Source organism: Microbacterium sp. SZ1 (genome assembly GCF_002362255.1).
In the GTDB taxonomy this organism is placed as follows: Bacteria; Actinomycetota; Actinomycetes; order Actinomycetales; family Microbacteriaceae; genus Microbacterium.
Genome location: NZ_LPVV01000040.1, coordinates 111647 through 131413, shown reverse-complemented (window position 1 = coordinate 131413; position 19767 = coordinate 111647). Strand labels below are relative to the sequence as shown.

16 protein-coding genes and 2 tRNA genes are annotated in these 19767 nt (G+C 69.2%); 7 read left to right on the top strand and 11 right to left on the bottom strand.

The window, feature by feature from the left end:
* Positions 1–55 precede the first annotated feature (55 nt).
* The 3 genes from AUC47_RS14695 to AUC47_RS14685 all read left to right on the top strand — a co-directional run bounded on the left by AUC47_RS14695 (position 56) and on the right by AUC47_RS14685 (position 3197).
* Entirely contained in the window at positions 56–637 is a 582-nt protein-coding gene (locus AUC47_RS14695; RefSeq protein ID WP_256999602.1) for an RNA polymerase sigma factor, read from the top strand.
* Entirely contained in the window at positions 634–1743 is a 1110-nt protein-coding gene (locus AUC47_RS14690) for a DUF4349 domain-containing protein (protein ID WP_096715933.1), read from the top strand. The genes AUC47_RS14695 and AUC47_RS14690 overlap by 4 nt, the downstream gene beginning before the upstream one ends.
* 122 nt (positions 1744–1865) lie before the next feature.
* Positions 1866–3197, top strand: coding sequence for an acyltransferase family protein (locus AUC47_RS14685; RefSeq protein ID WP_179297641.1), 1332 nt, complete (start codon positions 1866–1868; stop codon positions 3195–3197).
* A gap of 89 nt (positions 3198–3286) precedes the next feature.
* Here AUC47_RS14685 and AUC47_RS14680 read toward each other — a convergent pair.
* A tRNA-Glu gene (locus AUC47_RS14680) sits at positions 3287–3359 on the bottom strand.
* A gap of 152 nt (positions 3360–3511) precedes the next feature.
* Here AUC47_RS14680 and AUC47_RS14675 point away from each other — a divergent pair.
* Positions 3512–4150 carry an MBL fold metallo-hydrolase gene (locus AUC47_RS14675; RefSeq protein WP_096715931.1) on the top strand — a complete coding sequence of 213 codons (639 nt, stop codon included), beginning with the start codon at positions 3512–3514 and terminating at the stop codon, positions 4148–4150.
* 2 nt (positions 4151–4152) lie between these two features.
* The gene (locus tag AUC47_RS14670; protein WP_096715930.1) at positions 4153–5037 is read left to right on the top strand and encodes an aminoglycoside phosphotransferase family protein; all 885 of its coding nucleotides are present in this window, start codon (positions 4153–4155) and stop codon (positions 5035–5037) included.
* 4 nt (positions 5038–5041) lie between these two features.
* On the opposite strand, the gene pepN is transcribed toward AUC47_RS14670, so the two are convergent.
* Together pepN and AUC47_RS14660 are read right to left on the bottom strand one after the other, a co-directional pair.
* Complete coding sequence (gene pepN / locus AUC47_RS14665) at positions 5042–7519, bottom strand: aminopeptidase N (protein ID WP_096715929.1); 2478 nt, start codon at positions 7517–7519, stop codon at positions 5042–5044.
* Between the two features lie 69 nt (positions 7520–7588).
* Entirely contained in the window at positions 7589–8548 is a 960-nt protein-coding gene (locus AUC47_RS14660; protein WP_096715928.1) for a DNA topoisomerase IB, read from the bottom strand.
* Between the two features lie 179 nt (positions 8549–8727).
* Between AUC47_RS14660 and AUC47_RS16825 the strand changes: the two genes are divergently transcribed.
* Complete coding sequence (locus AUC47_RS16825) at positions 8728–9630, top strand: hypothetical protein (protein ID WP_096715927.1); 903 nt, start codon at positions 8728–8730, stop codon at positions 9628–9630.
* A gap of 62 nt (positions 9631–9692) precedes the next feature.
* On the opposite strand, the gene AUC47_RS14650 is transcribed toward AUC47_RS16825, so the two are convergent.
* The 7 genes from AUC47_RS14650 to AUC47_RS14620 form a co-directional block, all read right to left on the bottom strand.
* Positions 9693–9764 (bottom strand) — tRNA-Gln (locus tag AUC47_RS14650).
* A gap of 97 nt (positions 9765–9861) precedes the next feature.
* The gene (gltX, locus tag AUC47_RS14645) at positions 9862–11367 is read right to left on the bottom strand and encodes a glutamate--tRNA ligase (protein WP_096715926.1); all 1506 of its coding nucleotides are present in this window, start codon (positions 11365–11367) and stop codon (positions 9862–9864) included.
* 12 nt (positions 11368–11379) lie between these two features.
* Positions 11380–12663, bottom strand: a complete 1284-nt coding sequence (locus tag AUC47_RS14640) for an MFS transporter (RefSeq protein ID WP_096715925.1) — start codon at positions 12661–12663, stop codon at positions 11380–11382.
* Positions 12660–13436, bottom strand: coding sequence for a fumarylacetoacetate hydrolase family protein (locus AUC47_RS14635; RefSeq protein WP_096715924.1), 777 nt, complete (start codon positions 13434–13436; stop codon positions 12660–12662). The genes AUC47_RS14640 and AUC47_RS14635 overlap by 4 nt, the downstream gene beginning before the upstream one ends.
* Positions 13437–13521: 85 nt before the next feature.
* Entirely contained in the window at positions 13522–14622 is a 1101-nt protein-coding gene (locus AUC47_RS14630) for a branched-chain amino acid aminotransferase (RefSeq protein WP_096715923.1), read from the bottom strand.
* A 61-nt stretch (positions 14623–14683) separates the two neighbouring features.
* Positions 14684–15727, bottom strand: a complete 1044-nt coding sequence (locus AUC47_RS14625) for a 3-isopropylmalate dehydrogenase (RefSeq protein ID WP_096715922.1) — start codon at positions 15725–15727, stop codon at positions 14684–14686.
* A gap of 73 nt (positions 15728–15800) precedes the next feature.
* Positions 15801–17336, bottom strand: a complete 1536-nt coding sequence (locus tag AUC47_RS14620) for an MFS transporter (RefSeq protein ID WP_096716145.1) — start codon at positions 17334–17336, stop codon at positions 15801–15803.
* Positions 17337–17454: 118 nt separating this feature from the next.
* Between AUC47_RS14620 and AUC47_RS14615 the strand changes: the two genes are divergently transcribed.
* A complete protein-coding gene (locus AUC47_RS14615) occupies positions 17455–18000 on the top strand; it encodes a TetR/AcrR family transcriptional regulator (protein WP_096715921.1) in 546 nt (181 codons plus the stop codon).
* A gap of 69 nt (positions 18001–18069) precedes the next feature.
* On the opposite strand, the gene serA is transcribed toward AUC47_RS14615, so the two are convergent.
* Positions 18070–19674: a phosphoglycerate dehydrogenase gene (gene serA / locus AUC47_RS14610; protein WP_096715920.1), complete on the bottom strand. Its 1605-nt coding sequence runs from the start codon at positions 19672–19674 to the stop codon at positions 18070–18072.
* Positions 19675–19767: the final 93 nt, after the last annotated feature.

Below are 19767 nucleotides of genomic sequence, written 5' to 3'. Positions count from 1 at the left end.
TGGAACACCCGTCGGCTGATTCTGAGACGATGAGGCGTTCGCCGACACTTTCCGGGTGAGAGACACCGAACGGAAGCAGGATGCCGTGCACACGAGTGATCAGAGATGGGTGGCGCAGGCCGCAGCGGGCGACGAACGCGCCTTCCGCGAGCTGTACCGCTCGTACGTGCGACCGGTCTACTGGATCGCCCACGGCATCCTCGGCTCGGCGCCCGATGCCGAGGATGTGACGCAGGAGACCTTCGTGACCGCGTGGCGCAAGCTGCCAGGACTCGAGCTGCAGGGAGATTCCGTCCTGCCGTGGCTCGCGACGATCTGCCGGTTCCAGGCGGCCAACCGCCTGCGCCAGCGTCGCCGCGACCAGGCCCACACCGCGGACGCCGTCGACGAGACGCTGCCCGCGACGGTGAGCGTCGAGGAGCAGGTGATCACGGCGGCCCTGGCCGACCGGATCGCCGAGGAGGTCGGAACGCTCGGCGAACTCGACCGGGAGATCTTCCGGCTCTGCGCGGCCGAGGGATACGCCTACCAGGCCGCTGCCGAACATCTCGGAGTGAGCCACGCGGTCGTTCGGAATCGTCTCTCGCGAGTGCGCACCCACCTGCGGGGTGCCGTCAAGGAAGCGAGCGACGCATGAACGACAAGACCCCTGACCTGCCTGAGCTCTCGGACGACGCCGTCGCCCGCATCGAGCGCGCGGTCTTCGCCGAGATCGCCGAGGAACGGCCTCGCCCCGCGCCGGTCGCCGACCGGTCGGGTGCGCGCCGCCGCCGCTGGCTGACCGGCGCCGGCATCGCCGCCGCCTTCGTCGTCGGAGTGCTTGTGACGCCGCCCATCCTCGACAGCGTCGGCGGGAGCGCGACGAGCACGGCGGAGAGCGGTGAGATGCTCACGGGCGGCACAGCGCAGGACTCGAGCGCCATCTCACCCGATCGCAGTGCTCCGCAGGGTCTCTCGGAAGCCGCGCCGGGGGCAGACGCTTCCGCGAACGCTCCGGGCGCGGTCGACGGAGCCGACCGCGAGATCATCGCGACCGGATACGTCACGCTCGAGGTGAAGGACATCGCGAAGGCGGCCGACGAGATCAGTGCGCTCGCGGAGTCACGGGGCGGTCACGTCGAGAGCACCGAGGTCGGCAGGAGTTCCTCGGTCGACGACACGTCGATGCCCGCGCCGCCGGCTTCCGGGTACGGCTGGATCAGCATCCGTGTTCCGTCCGCCGACCTGACCGCGGTGATCGACGAGCTCGGCGACTCCGGTGAGGTCGTCTCGTCGTCGATCTCGAAGCAGGATGTCACCTCGACCGCGATTGATCTGCGAGCCCGCGTCGACGCCACGAGGGCGTCGGTGCAGCGGCTCACAGAGCTCATGGCGCAGTCGGGCAGCGTCTCGGAGCTCATCGAGGCCGAGGTGGCCCTCACCGACCGCCAGGCACAGCTCGAGTCGTACGAGCAGCAGCTCGCCGCTCTCGACGACCAGGTCGCGATGTCGAGCGTGCAGGTGCAGCTCACGAAGGCGAACGCACCGACCACCGCCGACCCCGCCGGTTTCGGCGACGGCGTCCTCGCCGGATGGAACGGCCTCGTGGTCTCGCTCAATGCGCTGGTGATCGCTGTCGGATTCCTCCTCCCGTGGCTCGCGGTCGCCGCGGTGATCGTGCTGGTGGTGTGGTTCGTCCGTCGCACTCGTCGCCGGCGTCGCCTCGCGCGAGCGGATGCCGCGCCTGCGCCGACTGAGGACTGACACGCGCACGGCGCAAGGAGAGAGGAGGGCCGTCCGTGCGGGGCGGCCCTCCTTCGCTGACCGTCGATGCATCGATGACGGTGAACGGGGTCGTGACGACGCACGCCGCTAGAGTCGTCGGCATGAGCAGTGCCGCCACCGACACGACCGCCCGCGCGATTCCGGTCGGACGTGACCTCACCCTCGACCTCGCCCGCGTCGCCTGCGTCGTGCTCGTCGTGTTCGTGCACATCCTCTTCACGGGAGTCGGCCGGGCACCGGACGGCTCGCTCCTGATCGAGCGGACCGTCGAGGCGCAGCCCTGGTTCAGCGCCGCGACCTGGGTGGCCAACATCATGCCGCTCTTCTTCGTCGTCGGCGGTTATGCGGCCCGCGCCGGATGGCGCTCCGCGCAGCGCCGCGGGGAGAGCGCCGACTCGTTCGTGCGCGTCCGCCTGGCGCGCCTCGCTCGTCCTGCCGTACCGCTGTTCGTCTTCTTCACGGTCGCGCTGGGTGCCGTCCGCCTGCTCGGCATCGATCCAGCGCTCGTGGACGTCGTCGCGGTCGGAGTGGGCTCTCCCCTGTGGTTCCTCGCCGCGTATCTGATCGTGCAGGCGGCCGCACCGACGATGATGCGTCTGCACGAGAAGCACGGCGCGCGCGTGCTGCTCGTGCTGCTCGGCCTCGCTCTGCTCGTCGACGGGTTCCGCTACATCGTGGTCGGCGGTCTGCTCGGCATCCACCCCGTTCCTCCCGAGGGGTACGGCGCCGGGCAGGAGCTCTTCGGGGTGCCGAACATCGTGTTCGTCTGGCTGTTCGCGCAACAGGTCGGCTTCTTCCTCTTCGACGGCTGGTTCTCGCGACGGTCGTGGTGGCAGCTGGTGTTCGTCATGATCGGCGGGTATCTGGCGCTCTGGGGCCTCGTCTCGCTCGACGGGTACTCGTGGAGCATGCTCGGCAACCAGTGGCCGCCGACCACGCCGATGGCCGTTCTCGCCGCGATCCAGGCGGCAGGTCTCACCCTGCTGCACAGGCCCCTCACGGCACTGATGGAGACCAGGGCCGCGCAGGGTGCGGTGTTCGTCATCGGCTCGCGCCTGATGACCATCTACCTCTGGCACCTGCCGATCATCATGATGCTGATCGGCATCGAGCTGCTGCTACCTGTGCCGATGCCCGCACCGGGCGGTGCGGTCTGGTGGTGGACGCGTCCGCTCTTCCTGCTGCTCGTCCTCGCGGTCGTGTGGGCGGCATCGCTGTGGCTCGTACGGTTCGAGGCGGCGCCGCGCCCCGGCCTCCCGCGGTTCCCCGGAATGCGCATCTGCGTGCTCGCCGTCGTGGTGTTCATCGCCCCGATCATCGCGATCACGACGTACGGCCTGGACTTCCCGCTCGCGGCGCTCTCGCTGGCCTGCACGGTCGTCGCTCTGTGGCTCACGGGATCGACGCGGCCGGCCGGCCGGCCGAACACCTGATTCCCCCGGAGGGTGCCGGCGCTCGGCAACGGCTCCGCCTGCGGAGACGACGAAAGCCCTCGGAGAACCGAGGGCTTTCGCGTGTTGTGTGACCCCAGCGGGATTCGAACCCGCGTTACCGCCGTGAGAGGGCGGCGTACTAGGCCGCTATACGATGGGGCCGTCTTGCGGAGCGTTTCCGTCCCGCAACAACCGTTCAAGTATGCCACGGCGATTCTCACTGCGCCAAATCGAGGCCGGAGAGAGCGGGATCCCGGGCGTGGCGTGCTGTCAAGCCGTTTGCGAGACCGATCGCAACGGAGTTGACTCGGCTCATGCGCGTCACGAAATTCGAACATGCCGCTCTCCGCATCGACAAGGGCGCCGACGTCCTGCTGATCGATCCTGGCTCCTTCACCAGCCCGCTCGACGACCTCAGCGGCCTCGTGGCGGTCGTCCTCACGCACGAGCACCCCGATCATTGGACGCCCGAACACCTCGACCGGATTCTGCGCGCCGCTCCCGGCACGCCGATCTTCGGGCCTGCCGGTGTCGCGAAGGCGGCCGAGGGATACGACATCACGGTCGTCGCACCGGGTGACACCGTGACAGCGGGATCGTTCGAGCTGCGATTCTTCGGAGGGACGCACGAGGTCATCCACTCGTCTCTGCCCGTGCCCGAGAACGTGGGCGTGCTCGTCGACGGTGAGTTCTACTACCCCGGCGACTCGTATGCCGTCCCGGAGGGCGTGGAGGTGGGCACGCTCGCGGCCCCGCTCGGCGCACCGTGGCTGAAGATCGGCGAGGCGATGGACTACGTGCTCGCCGTCAAGCCGCGCCGCGCCTTCGGCACGCACGACATGACGCTGTCGGTCGCCGGCAAGACGATGCACCGTCAGCGCCTGCAGTGGGCGACCGAGCAGAACGGCGGCGAGTTCTTCGCGCTCGAGCCCAACGACTCGCTCGATCTCTGACGGTGGCGGACTCCCCCGCCGCCGAACTCGCACTCGACGAAGACGAGATCCGCGCGCTTCTGCGCGGCCAGGAGGACTCGGCACGGCTCGCGGGTCTTCCGCTGCGCAAGGTCGCGGAGGGCTGGGACAACGCGATCTGGCGACTCGGCGACGAGCTCGCCGTGCGTCTGCCGCGGCGGGCGCTCGCTTCTTCGCTGATCCGGCACGAGCAGCGGGCGCTCCCGGTGCTGGGCCCGCGTCTGGCCGTGCTCGGCATCCGCACGCCGGTTCCGCTGATCGTCGGCGCCCCGACCGAGGCGTTCCCCTGGCCGTGGTCGGTGGTGCCCTGGATCGACGGCACGCCGGCCCTCGGGCTGAGCATGCAGGCCAACGCCCCGTGGGCGCCGATGTTGGCCGCGGCTCTCGGCGCCCTGCACCGGCCTGCGCCTGCCGATGCGCCGGGGAATCCGGTGCGCGGCGTTGCTCTCGCTGAGCGAGACGAGGCGATGCGGGCGCGACTCGTGCGACTCGGTGACGCGCAGCCGATGCAGTCCGCATGGGATGCCGGTCTCACGGCGTCTTCCGCGTCCGAGAAAGTGTGGATCCACGGCGACCTGCACCCGGGCAACATCCTCATCATGAACGGTTCGCTGGCAGCGCTCATCGACTTCGGCGACGTCACGTCCGGCGACCCCGCCTACGACCTCGCGGCGGGCTGGCTCCTCTTCGACCATGCGGGCCGATCTGCGTTCAGGGAAGCCACGGCGGGGCGATACGACGACGACACGTGGGTGCGCGCTCGCGCCTGGGCGGCCTACCTGGCGGCGGTGTTCCTCACCGAGAGCGACGACCGCCCCGCGCTGCGCGCTCTGGGCGAGCGCGCGGCGGGGGAACTCACGTCCTCCTGAGCGCCTACTGAGCAGCGCGCACGCGGAGATCGCGCGCGAGGTGATCTCGCTGCTCCACGACGATCCGTCGCAGCGCCGCAGGGGCGTCGGGGTTCTCCTCGAGCCACGCGTCCACGGGCCCCAGCGAGTCCGCCGCCGGGAACATCCCGACGACGAGGCGCTGTGCCAGCTCGATGCTCCTGGTGCGCCAGACGCCGGCGATTCGGGCGAAGTACTCGTCGTCGAAGCCGGCGATGAGGTCGCGTCGGCCGCCAGCACGGAACCCGGCGATCTCGGCGTCCAGGTGATCGTTGCTCAGCGATTCGTCGTCCCACGCCGTCCGCCAGGCGTCGGCACGCACCGACGCCTCCGGGCGGGATGCTCGTGCGCGACGGGCCGCCGTGTGGCCGCTGCCGGTGTCATCGGACTCTGCCTCGCGATCGATATCGGCGACGTCCGCATGCCCCGTCGTGACGAGACCTGTGAGCAGCTGCCAGCGCAGGTCCGGATCGACAGAGAGACCCTCGGGGACTTCGCCGTCGAGGAGCGCCCTTACCTCGAGATGCCGAGCGTCGTCGAAGGCGGATGCCGCGGCAAGGGCCCGCGCCCAGGAGAGCTGCGCATCGCTCCCGGCGTCGGCGTCCTGAAGGGCGCGCCACGTCGCCTCCACCCAGAGCCGCTGCTCATCGACTCGGCGGTCGCCGGCGACGAAATGGCGGATGGCGAAGGCCGCGTTGGCGAGCACGCCGACGAGGAGTCCGATGTTCGACTCCGCCGGAGCATGGGCACGGACGATCGCCGTGTATCGCGAGGCGGCCAGCTCGCCGTCGCGCGTGGCGTTCCACAGCGACGACCACACGAGCGCACGAGCGAGCGGGTCCTCGATCGTCGACAGGGACTCCTCGACCGTGGCGAGCGAGCGCTCGTCGAGGCGCACCTTCGCGTAGGTGAGATCGTCGTCGTTCACGAGGACGAGGTCGGCCTCGGCGAGCTCGATCTCGGTGCGCTCATCGGAGACGTCGAGGGAGATCTGGTCCCGCCGCACGATGCGATCGTCGACGCGATCGTAGAGGCCGATCCGCAGGCGGTGCGGCCGCGGATCCTGCTGGACGAGCACCGTGGCATCGGCCGTGCGCTCGAGCCAGAGCGTAGAGAGGCCGGTGGTCTGCAGCCACGCGCGGGACCACTCCGTCATGTCGCGGCCGGAGACGGCGCTCAGCTGCACGAGGAAGTCGTCGAGGGTGGTGTTGCCGTAGGCGTTGGCCGCGAAGTACCGGCGGGCGCCCTCGAAGAACGCGTCATCGCCGACGAAGGCGACGAGCTGCTTGAGCACCGCGGCGCCCTTGGCGTAGGTGATGCCGTCGAAGTTGAGCTTCGCCGCCTCGAGGTCGGTGATGTCGGCGACGATCGGATGCGTGGTGGGCAGCTGGTCCTGCTGATATGCCCAGGCCTTGCGCCGAGAGGCGAAGGTGACCCAGGCGTCATGGAACCGGGTCGCCACCGCCGAGGCGTGAGCGCCCATGTAGTCGGCGAACGACTCCTTGAGCCAGAGGTCGTCCCACCACTTCATGGTCACGAGGTCGCCGAACCACATGTGCGCCATCTCGTGCAGGATCGTGTTCGCTCTGGCGGCACGCTGGGCGTCGGTCGCCGCTCCGCGCGACAGGTACGACTCCGTGAAGGTCACGAGCCCGGGGTTCTCCATGGCGCCGAGGTTGTACTCGGGAACGAAGATCTGGTCGTACTTGCCCCACGGGTACGGGAAGGCGAAGGCATCCGTGAAGAAGTCCAGACCCTGTCGCGTGATCTCGAGGATCTCGTCGGATTCGAGGTACTGCGCGAGCGATTGGCGGACGAACACGCCGAGGTCGACGCTCTGGTCGTCGCGCTGCCAGACGCCATCGACCTTCGTGTACGGGCCGGCAGCGACCGAGGTGATGTAGCTCGAGATCGGAAGCGTGGGGGCGAACTCCACGCGCTGCACTCCGACGCCCACGTCGACGGAGGACGCCGACTGGTTCGACAGCACCTGCCACCCGGCCGGCGCATCGACGACGAACGTGTACGACGCCTTGAGGTCGGGCTGCTCGAAGCATGCCATCACGCGACGGGAGTCGGCCGGCTCGTACTGCGTGTACAGGTAGGTGAGTCCGTCGGCGGGGTCGTGGAACCGGTGCAGCCCCTCGCCGGAGCGGCTGTACGCGCCAGTGCCCTCGACGCGCACCACGTTGTCGGCGGCGAGATCGCGAAGCTGGATGCGGGCACCGTCGTAGTCGACGTCGCGCTCCTCCCCGTTGACGACGACGCGATCCACGGAGAGCCCGATGAAGTCCAGCCAGGTCGTCTCACTCGTCGAGGAGAAATCGAGGGTCGTCGTCGTCGCGAAACCCGCGCGCGCCCGCTCGGGCGCGCCCGTCAAATCGAGCTCGACGCGGATGCCGCGCACGGTGATCGCAGCGGATCGCGCGGCGGTCTCCTCGCGGGTGAGATTGGCTGTGTCCATGGTTCCATCCTGTCATCCGACCTCGCGAGGTGCCGCCCCGGCCGACCGGGCGCGGGCGGCCGACCGAGATCACTTGCCGAGCAGTCGCCGGATCGCGGTCTCGGGCGACACCGACAGATCCAGCGTGCGACCGCGCGCGTACAGGCGGAACACCCGGGGATCGATGTAGCTGTTGCGGGCGACGGCGATCGTGTTGCCCAGGGCGGATGCCGTGGCCTGCACGGCGAGCCGCTCCGCCTTGCGGCGCTCGTTCTTGCCCTCGAGCGGGCCGATCCGCGCGAGAGCGTCGGCCGCGAGGATCGTGCCGTGAAGTGTTCGGAAGTCCTTGGCCGTGAAGGCCGTACCCGCGACCTCCCTCAGGTAGTCGTTGATCTCCCCCGACGTCAGCCGAACGCGTCGGCGACCCTTGCGATACGCGAGCAGCGTCGCTCGCGGAGAGCCGACCGCGAACTCCGACAGCGCCTCGGCGAGCGGCCCGTCCGTGATCTCGATCGACGCGAGCTGCTTGCTCTTGGCGGGGAACTCGAGGGCGACGGTGCTCCCGTCGATCCGCACGTCCCGTCGGCGGAGGGTGCTCAGACCCCGGCTCCCGTGCTTGACGAGGTAGCGCTCCGAGCCGATGCGCAGAGCTCCGTCGTCGAGCAGACGGAACGCGACCGCGAGAGCGCGTTCCTTCGACAGCCCCGGTTGGCCGATCGCCCGGGTCACCCGTCGGCGAGCCGACGGCAGGGCAGCCGCAAGCCGGAGTGCTCTGGCGAACTTGCGCTGGTCTCGCCCGGCACGCCACAGCGGGTGGTAGAGGTACTGGCGCCGACCCGCGTCGTCGGTGCCGACGGCCTGGATGTGCGCGAGCGGATCGGCCGCGATCCAGACGTCGGTCCACCGCGGCGGGATCACGAGGTCCTGGATGCGCTCGCGATCGGCATCGACGACCGGTTGATCACCGGCGTCGAGGTAGCGGAACCCCGATCCGGAACGAACGCGACGGATTCCCGGCTCCTCGCCCGGGACCACTCGCCTCAGCGCCATGCGCATCCTCCCCTGATCGGTCGTCTCGGCACGGTGTCGACGATGCCTGAGAGCCTGGTGCGCGGGAAGGGCGTGGCGTCGGATGCGGACCATCTGCTAGGTGACCGCGCGTCCGCGCGCGGCCACACCCGCGGTGCCGCGATTGTCGACGACGACGACCGTCTGCCATCCTCGTATGTATGACGATGTCACTCGAGCAGTTCCGTGCGGCCCTCAAGCGAGCGGACATGCGCGGACCACTCGGTCTGCAGCTCAGCGACGTCGACGCGCAGCTGGTCGCCGACGATCCGGCATCCTCTCAGAGCTGGTACACGTACTGGCTCTCCACCCAGCCGAGCGCCGCCCAGCCGAGTCCCCCGGCACCCGCGCCGGAGCCCGCCCCGGCCGAGCCGGCCGGCGCTCCCGCCTTCGACGCTGCGCCGCCGCCCTACTCTCCCGCACCCCCGCATTCCGGGGCACCAGCGTCTGCGTACCCCGGCGCACCCACCTCCCCGTACCCGGGCGCGCCGACGGACCCGTACGAGGCGTCCCCTTCTTTCGAGTCCGCGCAGTATGCCGGGATGCCGTCGGACGGCGCCCCGGCGAAGAAGCGCAACGTCGGCCTCTGGGTGACGCTGTCGATCCTCGGCGCCCTGCTCCTGATCATCGCCATCGTGGTGGTCACGGCCTTCGCGACGGCGCGGCACTGGACCAAGGTCGACGTGCCGGAGCAGCCGGAGACGTTCCACAGCGAGGAGTACGAGACGGGTCGGTACGACGTGTCGATGGACACCGTGAACCCCTGCTACGTCAACCAGGACTGGACCGACTGCACGAACCTGCTGCAGGCCAGCTACGACGCGAACTGCGCGGGGGTGGAGCTGACGGAGACCGCGACCGCGATCTGCGCGGACTACAGCAACGCGATCAGCCAGATGCGGGCGCAGGACAGTGAGGGCGCCTATGTCGCGACCCTCGGGACATACGGGAATCTGACGCGGACGCCTGAGATCGACACTCGGCAGGTGTCGAACGACGACTACCGGCCCGCCGAGACCCACGAGGCCGTCTGCTACCTCGGCTTCCTCGGGGAGTGCGAGTAGCCGCGCGAAATCCCACTACCGAAAACGACGAAACCCCCGCCTGAGCGGGGGTTTTCGTTCTGCTGGGGTACCTGGACTCGAACCAAGAACAACTGAACCAGAATCAGCCGTGTTGCCAATTACACCATACCCCAAGGGCGAAACCGGAGCCTCGCACCGAGAGTCAAGCCTACCCGAGCGGCGACCGGAATGCCAAAACGCTCGGCTCCGATCGCCCGCCCGGGCGCGCCGTCACTGCGCCAGGAAGTCCGCCAGACTGCGGAGGCGGCGGAGCGATTCGTCCTTGCCGATGAGCTCCATCGACTCGAACAGCGGCGGCGACACACGCCGACCGGTGATCGCGACGCGCGGCGGGCCGTAGGCGACCCGCGGCTTCAGCTCGAGGTTCTCGACGAGGGCCGTCGCGAGAGCATCCTGGATCTTCTCCGGGGTGAACTCCTCGACGGGCTCGAGAGCGGCGACGCAGGCCTGCAGCACCTCCGAGGCGTTGGCCGGGAGGCCCTTCAGCGCGTCGGCGTCATACGACACCTCGTCGACGAACAGGAAGCCCAGCATCCCCGGCACATCGCCCAGCAGCTGCACGCGCTCCTGAACGAGCGGCGCCGCGCGGAAGGCGAGGACCAGCTGCTCGTGGGTCGGCTCGTCGAAGAGGCCGGCGGCGGCGAGGTACGGGATCGTCCGCTCGGCGAAGTCCTTCTCCCCCAGCATCCGGATGTGGTCGCCGTTGATCGACTCGGCCTTCTTCTGGTCGAAGCGCGCCGGGTTCGGGTTGACGTTCATGATGTCGAACGCCTCGATGAACTCCTCGAGCGAGAAGACGTCGCGGTCGGGGCCGATCGACCACCCGAGCAGAGCCAGGTAGTTCAGCAGCCCCTCATGGATGAACCCGCGCTCGCGGTGCAGGAACAGATCGGCCTGGGGGTCGCGCTTCGAGAGCTTCTTCGTGCCGGTCTCCCCCAGCACGAGAGGCATGTGGGCGAAGCGAGGCACGAACGTCGTCACTCCGGCGTCGATGAGCGCGGCGTACAGGGCGAGCTGACGGGCCGTCGAGGGCATGAGGTCCTCGCCACGCAGCACGTGGGTGATGCCCATGAGCGCGTCGTCGACCGGGTTCACGAAGGTGTACAGCGGGATGCCGTTGGGGCGGACCACGACGAAGTCCGGGAACGACCCTGCGGGGAAGGTCACCTCGCCGCGGATGAGATCGACGTATGTGACGTCCTCGTCCGGCACGCGCAGGCGCAGCGCAGGCTGACGACCCTCGGCGCGGAACGCGGCCTTCTGCTCGTCGGTCAGGTTCCGGTCGTAGTTGTCGTACCCGAGCTGCTTGGCACGACCCGCTGCCTCGTTGCGGGCGTCGATCTCCTCGGCGGTCGAGTAGCTCTCGTAGAGCGCGCCGGTCGCGAGCAGCTTGTCGATGACGCCGCGGTAGATGTCGTGCCGTTCCGACTGCCGGTACGGCGCGTGCGGGCCGCCGACCTCGACACCCTCGTCCCAGTCGATCTTCAGCCAGGTGAGCGCGTCGACGAGCTGCCGGAAGCTCTCCTCGCTGTCGCGCGCGGCATCGGTGTCCTCGATGCGGAACACCATCTTCCCGCCGTTGTGTCGGGCGTAGGCCCAGTTGAACAGGGCGGTGCGGACCATGCCGACGTGCGGCAGACCGGTCGGCGAGGGGCAGAAGCGGACGCGGACGTCGGCGCCGCTGGCCGTCGTCGTGAGGGGGTGAGGAGTAGCCATAGCCCTTCGATTCTACGGCGCGGGCGTCCTGCTCCCCGCGCGCGTCCGTTGTGCGCCAAGCGGCGACAGCGCGACGATCGCGACGACGAGCACGGATGCCGCGATCCCGAGCCCCGCGTACTGGAAGTTCGACAGGACGACACCGGCGAGCACCGCTCCAGCAGCTGCGCAGAGGCTCATCAACGAGTCGCTGCGCCCCTGCCTGCGCGTCCGCAGTTCCGGCGCGCTCGCCTCGGTCAGCAAGGCTGCACCGGCGACCGTCGCTGCGCTCCAGCCGAGTCCGAGCAGGATGAGGGCGACCATCACACCCCATTCCTGATCGTTCACGAACACGGCGAAGGCCAGAGCGCCGCCGAGCAGCGCCTGCCCGAGCAGGACGACGCGCAGCCGACCCCACCGGTCGGCGAGGATGCCGAACAGAGGTGACAGCGCGTACATGCCGCCGACGTGCAGGGCGATCGTGATGCCGACGAGGGCCGAGACGTCGGCCGGCGTCGGCGCCATGCCGTGTGCGCCGTGCGCCATGTGAGCGAGGTGCACGGGGGTCATCGCCATGACCGAGGCCATCACGACGTGCGAGCCGGCGATAGCGAAGACGGCATAGCGCGCCACCACGGGGCGGTCCTCGATGACACGACCCGTGGTCGCCGCCGTGGCGACAGCCAGCTTCTGCGCCGTGAGCAGCGGATCAGGACGCAGGGCGATGAGATACAGCGCCAGGGCCGCGCACTGCGCGACGAACGAGAAGGCGTACGAGCCCGTCTGCGGCGGCATCCCGATCATCTCGCCGACGACCTCGCCCGGGCCGAGGAGAAGCGGTCCAGTGACTCCCCCGATGGTCGTCGCCCACACGACGATCGAGAGGTCCCTGCCCCGATGCTGCGGAGAGGCGAGATCGGTCGCGGCGAACCTCGACTGCAGATTGCCGGCGTTGCCCGCTCCGATCATGACGATGCCGACGAGCAGAAGCGGGAAGATCCGAAGCGACGCGGCTGTGATGACGACGGCGATGCCGATGAGCGCGAAGAGATTCCCGAGGGTCAGTGCGCGTCGACGTCCGACCCGCGCCGCCAGCCGGGCGAGCGGAATCGCGCACAGCGCGGCGCCGAGAGTCACCGACGCGGTGGCGAGACCTGAGAGCGCATCGTCGCCCGAGATGTCGGCGGCGAGAAGCGCCCCCAGCGAGACGGTCGCCCCGAATGCGATGCCGCCCAGCACCTGCCCGATCGACAGGGTCAGGACGGTACGCCGCTGAATGCGGAGGATCTGCGCCGCCGACAGGGCGACGTCGCTCATGACGCGGCTGCGGCGTCGCGCACGGCGTTGCGCAGAATGCCGAGGCCCGTGATCTCGACCTCGACCGTGTCGCCGGCGCCGAACGCCCCCACCCCGGCAGGGGTGCCGGTGAGGATCACGTCGCCCGGCAGCAGCGTGAACACCGCCGACGCGTGGGCGATGATGTCGGCGACGGAGTGGATCATGTCGCTGAGCGGCGCCTGCTGCTTCACCTCGCCGTTCACCCGGGTCTGAAGTGTGGCCGTCGACGGGTCGAAGTCGGTGTTGATGGTCGGGCCGAGCGGGCAGAACGTGTCGAAGCCCTTGGCCCTGGTCCACTGACCGTCCTTGCGCTGCAGGTCGCGGGCGGTCACGTCGTTCGCGATCGTATAGCCGAGCACGTGGTCGAGCGCGTTCTCCGCCGAGACGTTCTTCGCGACGCGACCGATCACCACGGCGAGCTCGCCCTCGTACTCGGTCTGCTCCGAGATGGCGGGTCGCACGATCGCGTCACCGGGGCCGATCACCGAGGTGTTGGGCTTGAGGAACAGCAGCGGCTCCTCCGGGGCCTCTCCGCCCATCTCGGCGGCATGGTCGTGGTAGTTCTTCCCGACGCAGACGATCTTGGAGCGAGGGATCACGGGAGCGAGGATGACGGCATCCGCGATCGGCACCCGGTCGCCGGTGGTCTCGTACCCGGCGTAGAGCGGGTCGCCCGTCAGGACGACGAGGTCGGACTCGTCGACGATCCCGAACAGGATGGCGTCGTCATGGCTGAACCGGGCGATCTTCATGCATCCAGCCTATCCAGCCCGCAACGCCGAGACCCCGCCCTGCTGACGCCAGCGGGGCGGGGTCTCGATGTGAAGAGACGGAAGATCAGGCGTCGAGGCGCAGCAGCCAGCCGTGCTTGTCCTCACGACGCCCGTACTGGATGTCGGTGAGCTCCTCGCGCAGCGACAGGGCGAGCTCGCCGAGCGGCTGCGGCTCCTCGAAGCCCTCGCCGACGAGGGCGCCGATCGGCGTGACCACGGCGGCGGTTCCGCACGCGAAGACCTCGACGATGTCTCCGGAGGCGACACCCTCACGCCACTCGGTGATCGAGATCGGTCGCTTCTCGACCGTGTAGCCGCGGTCCTCGGCGAGCTGCAGCAGCGAGTCGCGCGTGATGCCCTCGAGGATGCTGTCGGATTCCGGGGTGACGACGCGGCCGTCCTTGAACACGAACACCACGTTCATGCCGCCGAGCTCCTCGACGTTGTCGTCCTCGTTGAGGAAGACCACCTGATCGCAGCCCTTCTCACTGGCGAGGGCCTGGGGCAGCAGGCTGGAGGCGTAGTTGCCCCCCGTCTTCGCCTTGCCGGTGCCGCCGCGTCCGGCGCGCGCGTGCTCTTCCGACAGCCAGATGCGTACCGGCTTGATGCCGCCGGTGAAGTAGGCTCCGGCCGGGCTGGCGATGACGTAGTAGGCGACCTTCTGTGCCGCGCGGACGCCGAGGAACGCCTCCTTCGCGAACATGAAGGGGCGCAGATAGAGGCTCTGATCCGCGCCGGAGGGCACCCAGCGACCGTCGACGGCGATCAGCTCGCGCAGCGACTGGATGAAGTACTCGGTGGGAAGCTCGGGCAGTGCCAGACGGCGGGCGCTCGCCTGCATGCGCGCGGCGTTGCGATCGGGTCGGAAGGTGTGGATCGACCCGTCGGCGTGGCGGTATGCCTTGATCCCCTCGAAGATCTCCTGCGCGTAGTGCAGCACTGCGGCGGCGGGATCGAGCGGAATGGGACCGTAGGGCTGCACCCGCGGACGGTGCCAGCCGCCCTTCGCCGACCAGCAGATGTCGACCATGTGGTCCGTGAAGACGACGCCGAATCCGGGGTTCTCGTGCACCTCGTCGACGCGAGCAGGTGTCGCCGCAGCGAGGTTCTTGGTCACCGCGAATTCCAGGGGAGCCAGGGTCGCCTCGGCATCGATGGTCGTCATGTGTTCATCCGTTCCTTGTGGGTGGGCGCATCGTCGCGCCGCTTCAGCCTACGCCTGCGATTCAGAGTCTCGCAGCGATCGCGGAGCCGATCTCCGCGGTGCTGCGCGCGCCCGAACGAGCGGCGATGTCGGCCTCGACGGCGGCACTGACACGCGCCGATTCCTCGGCGAGGCCGAGGTGGTCGAGGAGCAGCGCGATCGAGAGGATCGCCGCGGTCGGGTCGGCCTTCTGCTGACCTGCGATGTCGGGCGCGGAACCGTGGACCGGCTCGAACATCGAGGGGAACGAGTCATCCGGGTTGATGTTCCCGGATGCTGCGAGACCGATGCCGCCGGTGACGGCACCTGCCAGATCTGTGAGGATATCACCGAACAGGTTGTCGGTGACGATGACGTCGAAGCGGGAGGGATCGGTCACGAGGAAGATCGTGGCGGCGTCGACGTGCAGGTAGTCGACCGATACGTCGGGGTGCTCGGCGGCGACCTCGTTCACGATGCGCTGCCAGATGGCACCGGCGTGAACGAGCACGTTGGTCTTGTGCACCAGCGTGAGCTTCTTGCGCCGGCGCTCGGCGAGATCGAAGGCGTAGCGGACGACGCGCTCGACGCCGAAGGCCGTGTTGACGGAAGTCTCGTTCGCGACCTCGTGCGGGGTGCCCTTGCGGATCGCTCCGCCGTTGCCGACGTACGGGCCCTCGGTGCCCTCGCGCACGACGACGAAGTCGATCTCCCCCGGCTCGGCGAGCGGTCCGGGAGCACCCGCGAAGAGCTTCGACGGGCGCAGGTTGACGTAGTGGTCGAGCGTGAAGCGAAGCTTCAGCAGGAGGCCGCGCTCGATGTTCGCGTCCTTCAGGCGGGGGTCGCCAGGCGTCCCGCCGACTGCGCCCAGCAGGATCGCGTCGTGCTGGGCGATGGCCGAGAGGTCATCGTCGGTGAGTGTGTCGCCGGTCGCGAGGAACCGGTCGGCGCCGAGCGAGAATCGGGTCCTGTCGAAGGTCACGTCGGAGTCGGCCGTGACAGCGTCGAGGACCTTCTCCGCCTCCGCGATGACCTCGGGACCGATCCCGTCACCGGGGATGACGGCCAGCTTCACGACACGCGACATGACACTCCTTGCATCGGGATGGACCGGCCGCATCGTCGACGCGACGAGCGGGCCGGTCCTCCCAGCGTAGCGGTCAGTGAACGGGGGCTTTGCGCAGTGTGACGGCGGCGACGACCCCCGCGACGACCACGAGTCCCGCACCGATCAACGACGTCACCAGGACTCCGGATCCGAACGCCGCGGATGCCGCAGCCCAGAGGGCCTCGCCCGACTCCCCCGGCAGCGCGGCCGCAGCCGTGTACGCCCCCGCGAGGGTCTCGGATGCCGCGTGCGCGGCCTCCGCGGGAATGCCGTCGGGTACCACGAGCGCGCCGCGGTAGAACGCCGTGATGAGTCCGCCGAGAACGGCCGTGCCGAGCACGGCTCCGAGCTCGTACGCGGTCTCCGACACCGCGCTCGCGGCTCCCGCCTTCGCCGCCGGAGCACTCGACAGGATCAGCTCGTTGGAGATCGTCTCGGCGGCGCCGATCCCGACGCCCAGCACGACGAAGGCGATGATGAGCGGCGCCACACCGTGATCCTCGGTCGACAGGGCGACGAGGAGGTATCCGGCGACCGAGAACACGAGTCCGGCCGGTACGAGGATATGCGGGCGAACCCGGCGCGAGATCGGCACGACCCCGAGGCCTGCGACGATCATCGCCGCCATCCCGGGCACGAGGGCGAGACCCGCGACCATCGGCGAGAGTCCGAGTACGAGCTGCAGATGCTGCGAGACGAAGTACAGGAAGCCCACGAGCGCGACGACGCTCAGCAGGTTCACGAGGATCGCTCCGGAGAACGACCCTCGGCGGAAGAGCGCCATGTCGAGCATCGGGACGTCGGCGCGCAGCTGACGTCGCACGAACAGGTACCCCATGACGACGCCGAGCAGAGCCCAGGCACCCGCGGTGAGCGAGGGGCCGTCTACCGCGAACGACTTGATCGCGTACACGACGGGGATCATGGCGGCCATCGACAGCAGGATGCTGACCGGGTCGATCCGCCCGGGGTGCGGGTCACGGCTTTCGGGCACGAGCAGCGGCGCGGCGATGAGCAGCGGGATCAGCACCGGGACCGCGATGAGGAAGACGGCTCCCCACGCGAAATGCTCGAGGAGGAACCCGCCGACGATCGGTCCGAGCGCCGCGCCTGCCGAGAACGCGGACGCCCACACCGCGATCGCGAGCCGTCGCTGATCGCGGTTCTGGAAGATCGACCGCAGCAGCGACAGCGTCGACGGCATGAGCATCGCGCCGAAGAATCCGAGCAGGGCGCGCGCGGCGATGAGCAGGCCCGCGGTGGGCGCGAACGCCGCCAGCGCCGAGACCACCGCGAAGCCGGTCGCGCCGATCAGCAGCATCCTGCGGCGCCCGAAGCGGTCGCCGAGCGTTCCCATGGTCACGAGGAGCCCGGCCAGCACGAGCGGATATACGTCGATGATCCACAGCTGCTCGGTTCCTGAGGGGGCGAGCGCGATGGAGATCTCGGGCAGGGCGAAGCTGAGCACCGTGTTGTCCACCGAGACGAGCAGGACCGGCAGCATGAGGACGACGAGGGCCGCCCAGCCGCGAGCCCCGACGCGGGGCGCTTCCGTCTCCGTCGTCGGGATCGACGCCGTGCGGGTCATGAGGAACACCTTTCGAGTTGAGTCGGCCTGAATATAAACCGTCCGGATGGTATAGTAACAGGAACACCGCTCCCTTGGCGTACCGTGAAGGCAAGAACCCGCCGAGCAGAGGACCCCGATGCCCAGACCTCCCCTCGCCCGCGAGCGCGTGCTCGACGCGTTCGAGAAGATCGTGATCAACGACGGCGAGCGAACGGCGACCCTGGACGCCACGGCGAAGGAGGCCGGCGTCTCGAAGGGCGGCCTGCTCTACCACTTCGGTTCAAAGGACGACCTCGTCGCCGGGCTTCTCGACCGTCTCGATCGGCTCACGACGGCCGACCTCGAGCGCATGAACGCACACGAGGACGGACCGGTCGCCTACTACGTGCGCACCTCGGTGATGGAGGACGACGCGCTCGACCGCGCTCTGATCGCCACCTCGCGCCTCGCCCAGGGCGGTTCCGTCGCGGCGGGCGACGCCCTCCGTCACGTGCGCCGAAGGTGGGAGGACACGATCCGCCCGCACGTACGCGACCGTGCGAGCCTCGACCTCGTGATGCTCGTGAGCGACGGCCTGTACTTCAACAACTCGCTCGACGTGAACGGCGAGGAGCACCTGGTCCCCCACCGCGAGGAACTGGAGGCGCTGATCGCCCTGGTCCTCCGCGCCACGGCGCCCTGACACCGTCGAACGGAACGAGAAGAGGGAGGATGCTGCAGCGCGCGGCATCCTCCCTCTTCGTTGTTCGGATCAGACCTCGGTGATCTCGATCTGACGGAACAGGTCGGCGTCGATCGCGTCGCGGACGTCGTCGAGGAGTTCGTCGGAGACGGGCGAGTCGAGGGTCAGCACGCTGAGCGCCTGGTCGCCGGCGGCGAGACGGCCGATCTGCATGCCGGCGATGTTGATGCCCGCCTCGCCGAACTTCTGCCCGTAGACCGCGACGATGCCGGGGCGGTCGGTGTAGAGCATCACCACGTGGTGCTTCTCGATGGGCAGCTCGAGCGCATGATCGTTGATGCCGACGAGCTTCTCGGTCTGCTTCGGACCGGTCAGGGTTCCGGAGACGGCAAGCTGTGAGCCGTCGGACAGCGCACCCCTCAGCGTGATCACATTGCGGTACTCGTCGCTCTCGTCGTCCTTGAGCAGACGGACCGCGATGCCGCGCTGTTCGGCGAGCAGCGGAGCGTTCACGTACGACACCGTCTCGCTGACGATGTTGGTGAACACGCCCTTCAGCGCCGCGAGCTTCAGCACGCTCACGTCGTAGTCGTTGAGCTCGCCATGCACCTCGACGTCGAGGCTCGTGAGCGGCGACGTCGCGAGAGCCGCGAAGATCTGGCCGAGCTTCTCGACGAGCGAGATGCCGGGACGCACGTACGGGTCGATGACACCGCCGGCGACGTTGACCGCGTCGGGCACGAGGTCTCCGCCGAGCGCGAGGCGCACCGACTTCGCGACCGAGACGCCGGCCTTCTCCTGGGCCTCCTCGGTGCTCGCGCCGAGGTGCGGGGTCACGACGACGTTGGGGAGGTCGAGGAGTGCCCTCGCGGAGCCGCCGTCGGCCGGGGGCTCAGAGGTGAACACGTCAAGGCCCGCACCAGCGATCTCGCCCGCGACGAGCGCCTCACGCAGCGCCTCCTCATCGATGAGGCCGCCGCGGGCGACGTTCACCACGAAGGCGGTCGGCTTCATCGCCGTGAACTGCTCGGCGCCGATCATGCCCGTGGTCTCGGGCGTCTTCGGCATGTGGATCGTGAGGAAGTCGGACTCCGCCACGAGCTCGTCGAGCGAGAGCAGCTGCACGCCGAGCTGCTGGGCGCGCGCCGACGTGACGTAGGGGTCGTAGGCGACGACGCGCATGTCGAACGCGGCGAGCCGAGCCGCGACCAGGGCGCCGATGCGGCCCAGCCCGACGATGCCGACCGTCTTCTCGAAGAGCTCGGCGCCGGTGAACGAGCTGCGCTTCCACGCACCGGACGACAGCGAGGCGTGAGCGGCGGGGATACGGCGGGCCAGGCTCAGGATGTGGCCGACCGTGAGCTCGGCGGCGGAGACGATGTTCGAGGTGGGAGCGTTCACCACCATGACGCCGGCGGTGGTCGCCGCCTTGATGTCGACGTTGTCGAGACCGACGCCGGCACGAGCGACGACCTTGAGCTGCGGCGCGTGCGAGAGCGCTTCTTCGTCGATCCGGGTGGCCGAGCGGATCAGCACCGCGTTCGCCTCGGCGAGAGCCGCGAACAGAGCCTCGCGATCGGTGCCGTCGACGTGCCTGACGTCGAAGTCGGGGCCGAGGGCCTCGATCGTGGCGGGAGAGAGAACTTCGGCGATGAGCACGACGGGCTTCGGCACAGTGGATCCTTCGGGGCAGCGCGACAGGCGGGAGGGGCCGATGCGCCGCACACCGTGGGGGCGCGATCACCTCAACTGTACCCGAGCGCTCCC

Bases quoted from the DNA above. Each gene is read 5' to 3' on its own strand.
- AUC47_RS14690 (WP_096715933.1), top strand. From the start codon at position 634: ATGAACGACAAGACCCCTGACCTGCCTGAGCTCTCGGACGACGCCGTC.
- AUC47_RS14685 (WP_179297641.1), top strand. From the start codon at position 1,866: ATGAGCAGTGCCGCCACCGACACGACCGCCCGCGCGATTCCGGTCGGA.
- AUC47_RS14675 (WP_096715931.1), top strand. From the start codon at position 3,512: ATGCGCGTCACGAAATTCGAACATGCCGCTCTCCGCATCGACAAGGGC.
- pepN (WP_096715929.1), bottom strand. From the start codon at position 7,519: ATGGACACAGCCAATCTCACCCGCGAGGAGACCGCCGCGCGATCCGCT.
- AUC47_RS14660 (WP_096715928.1), bottom strand. From the start codon at position 8,548: ATGGCGCTGAGGCGAGTGGTCCCGGGCGAGGAGCCGGGAATCCGTCGC.
- AUC47_RS16825 (WP_096715927.1), top strand. From the start codon at position 8,728: ATGACGATGTCACTCGAGCAGTTCCGTGCGGCCCTCAAGCGAGCGGAC.
- gltX (WP_096715926.1), bottom strand. From the start codon at position 11,367: ATGGCTACTCCTCACCCCCTCACGACGACGGCCAGCGGCGCCGACGTC.
- AUC47_RS14640 (WP_096715925.1), bottom strand. From the start codon at position 12,663: ATGAGCGACGTCGCCCTGTCGGCGGCGCAGATCCTCCGCATTCAGCGG.
- AUC47_RS14635 (WP_096715924.1), bottom strand. From the start codon at position 13,436: ATGAAGATCGCCCGGTTCAGCCATGACGACGCCATCCTGTTCGGGATC.
- AUC47_RS14630 (WP_096715923.1), bottom strand. From the start codon at position 14,622: ATGACGACCATCGATGCCGAGGCGACCCTGGCTCCCCTGGAATTCGCG.
- AUC47_RS14625 (WP_096715922.1), bottom strand. From the start codon at position 15,727: ATGTCGCGTGTCGTGAAGCTGGCCGTCATCCCCGGTGACGGGATCGGT.
- AUC47_RS14620 (WP_096716145.1), bottom strand. From the start codon at position 17,336: ATGACCCGCACGGCGTCGATCCCGACGACGGAGACGGAAGCGCCCCGC.
- AUC47_RS14615 (WP_096715921.1), top strand. From the start codon at position 17,455: ATGCCCAGACCTCCCCTCGCCCGCGAGCGCGTGCTCGACGCGTTCGAG.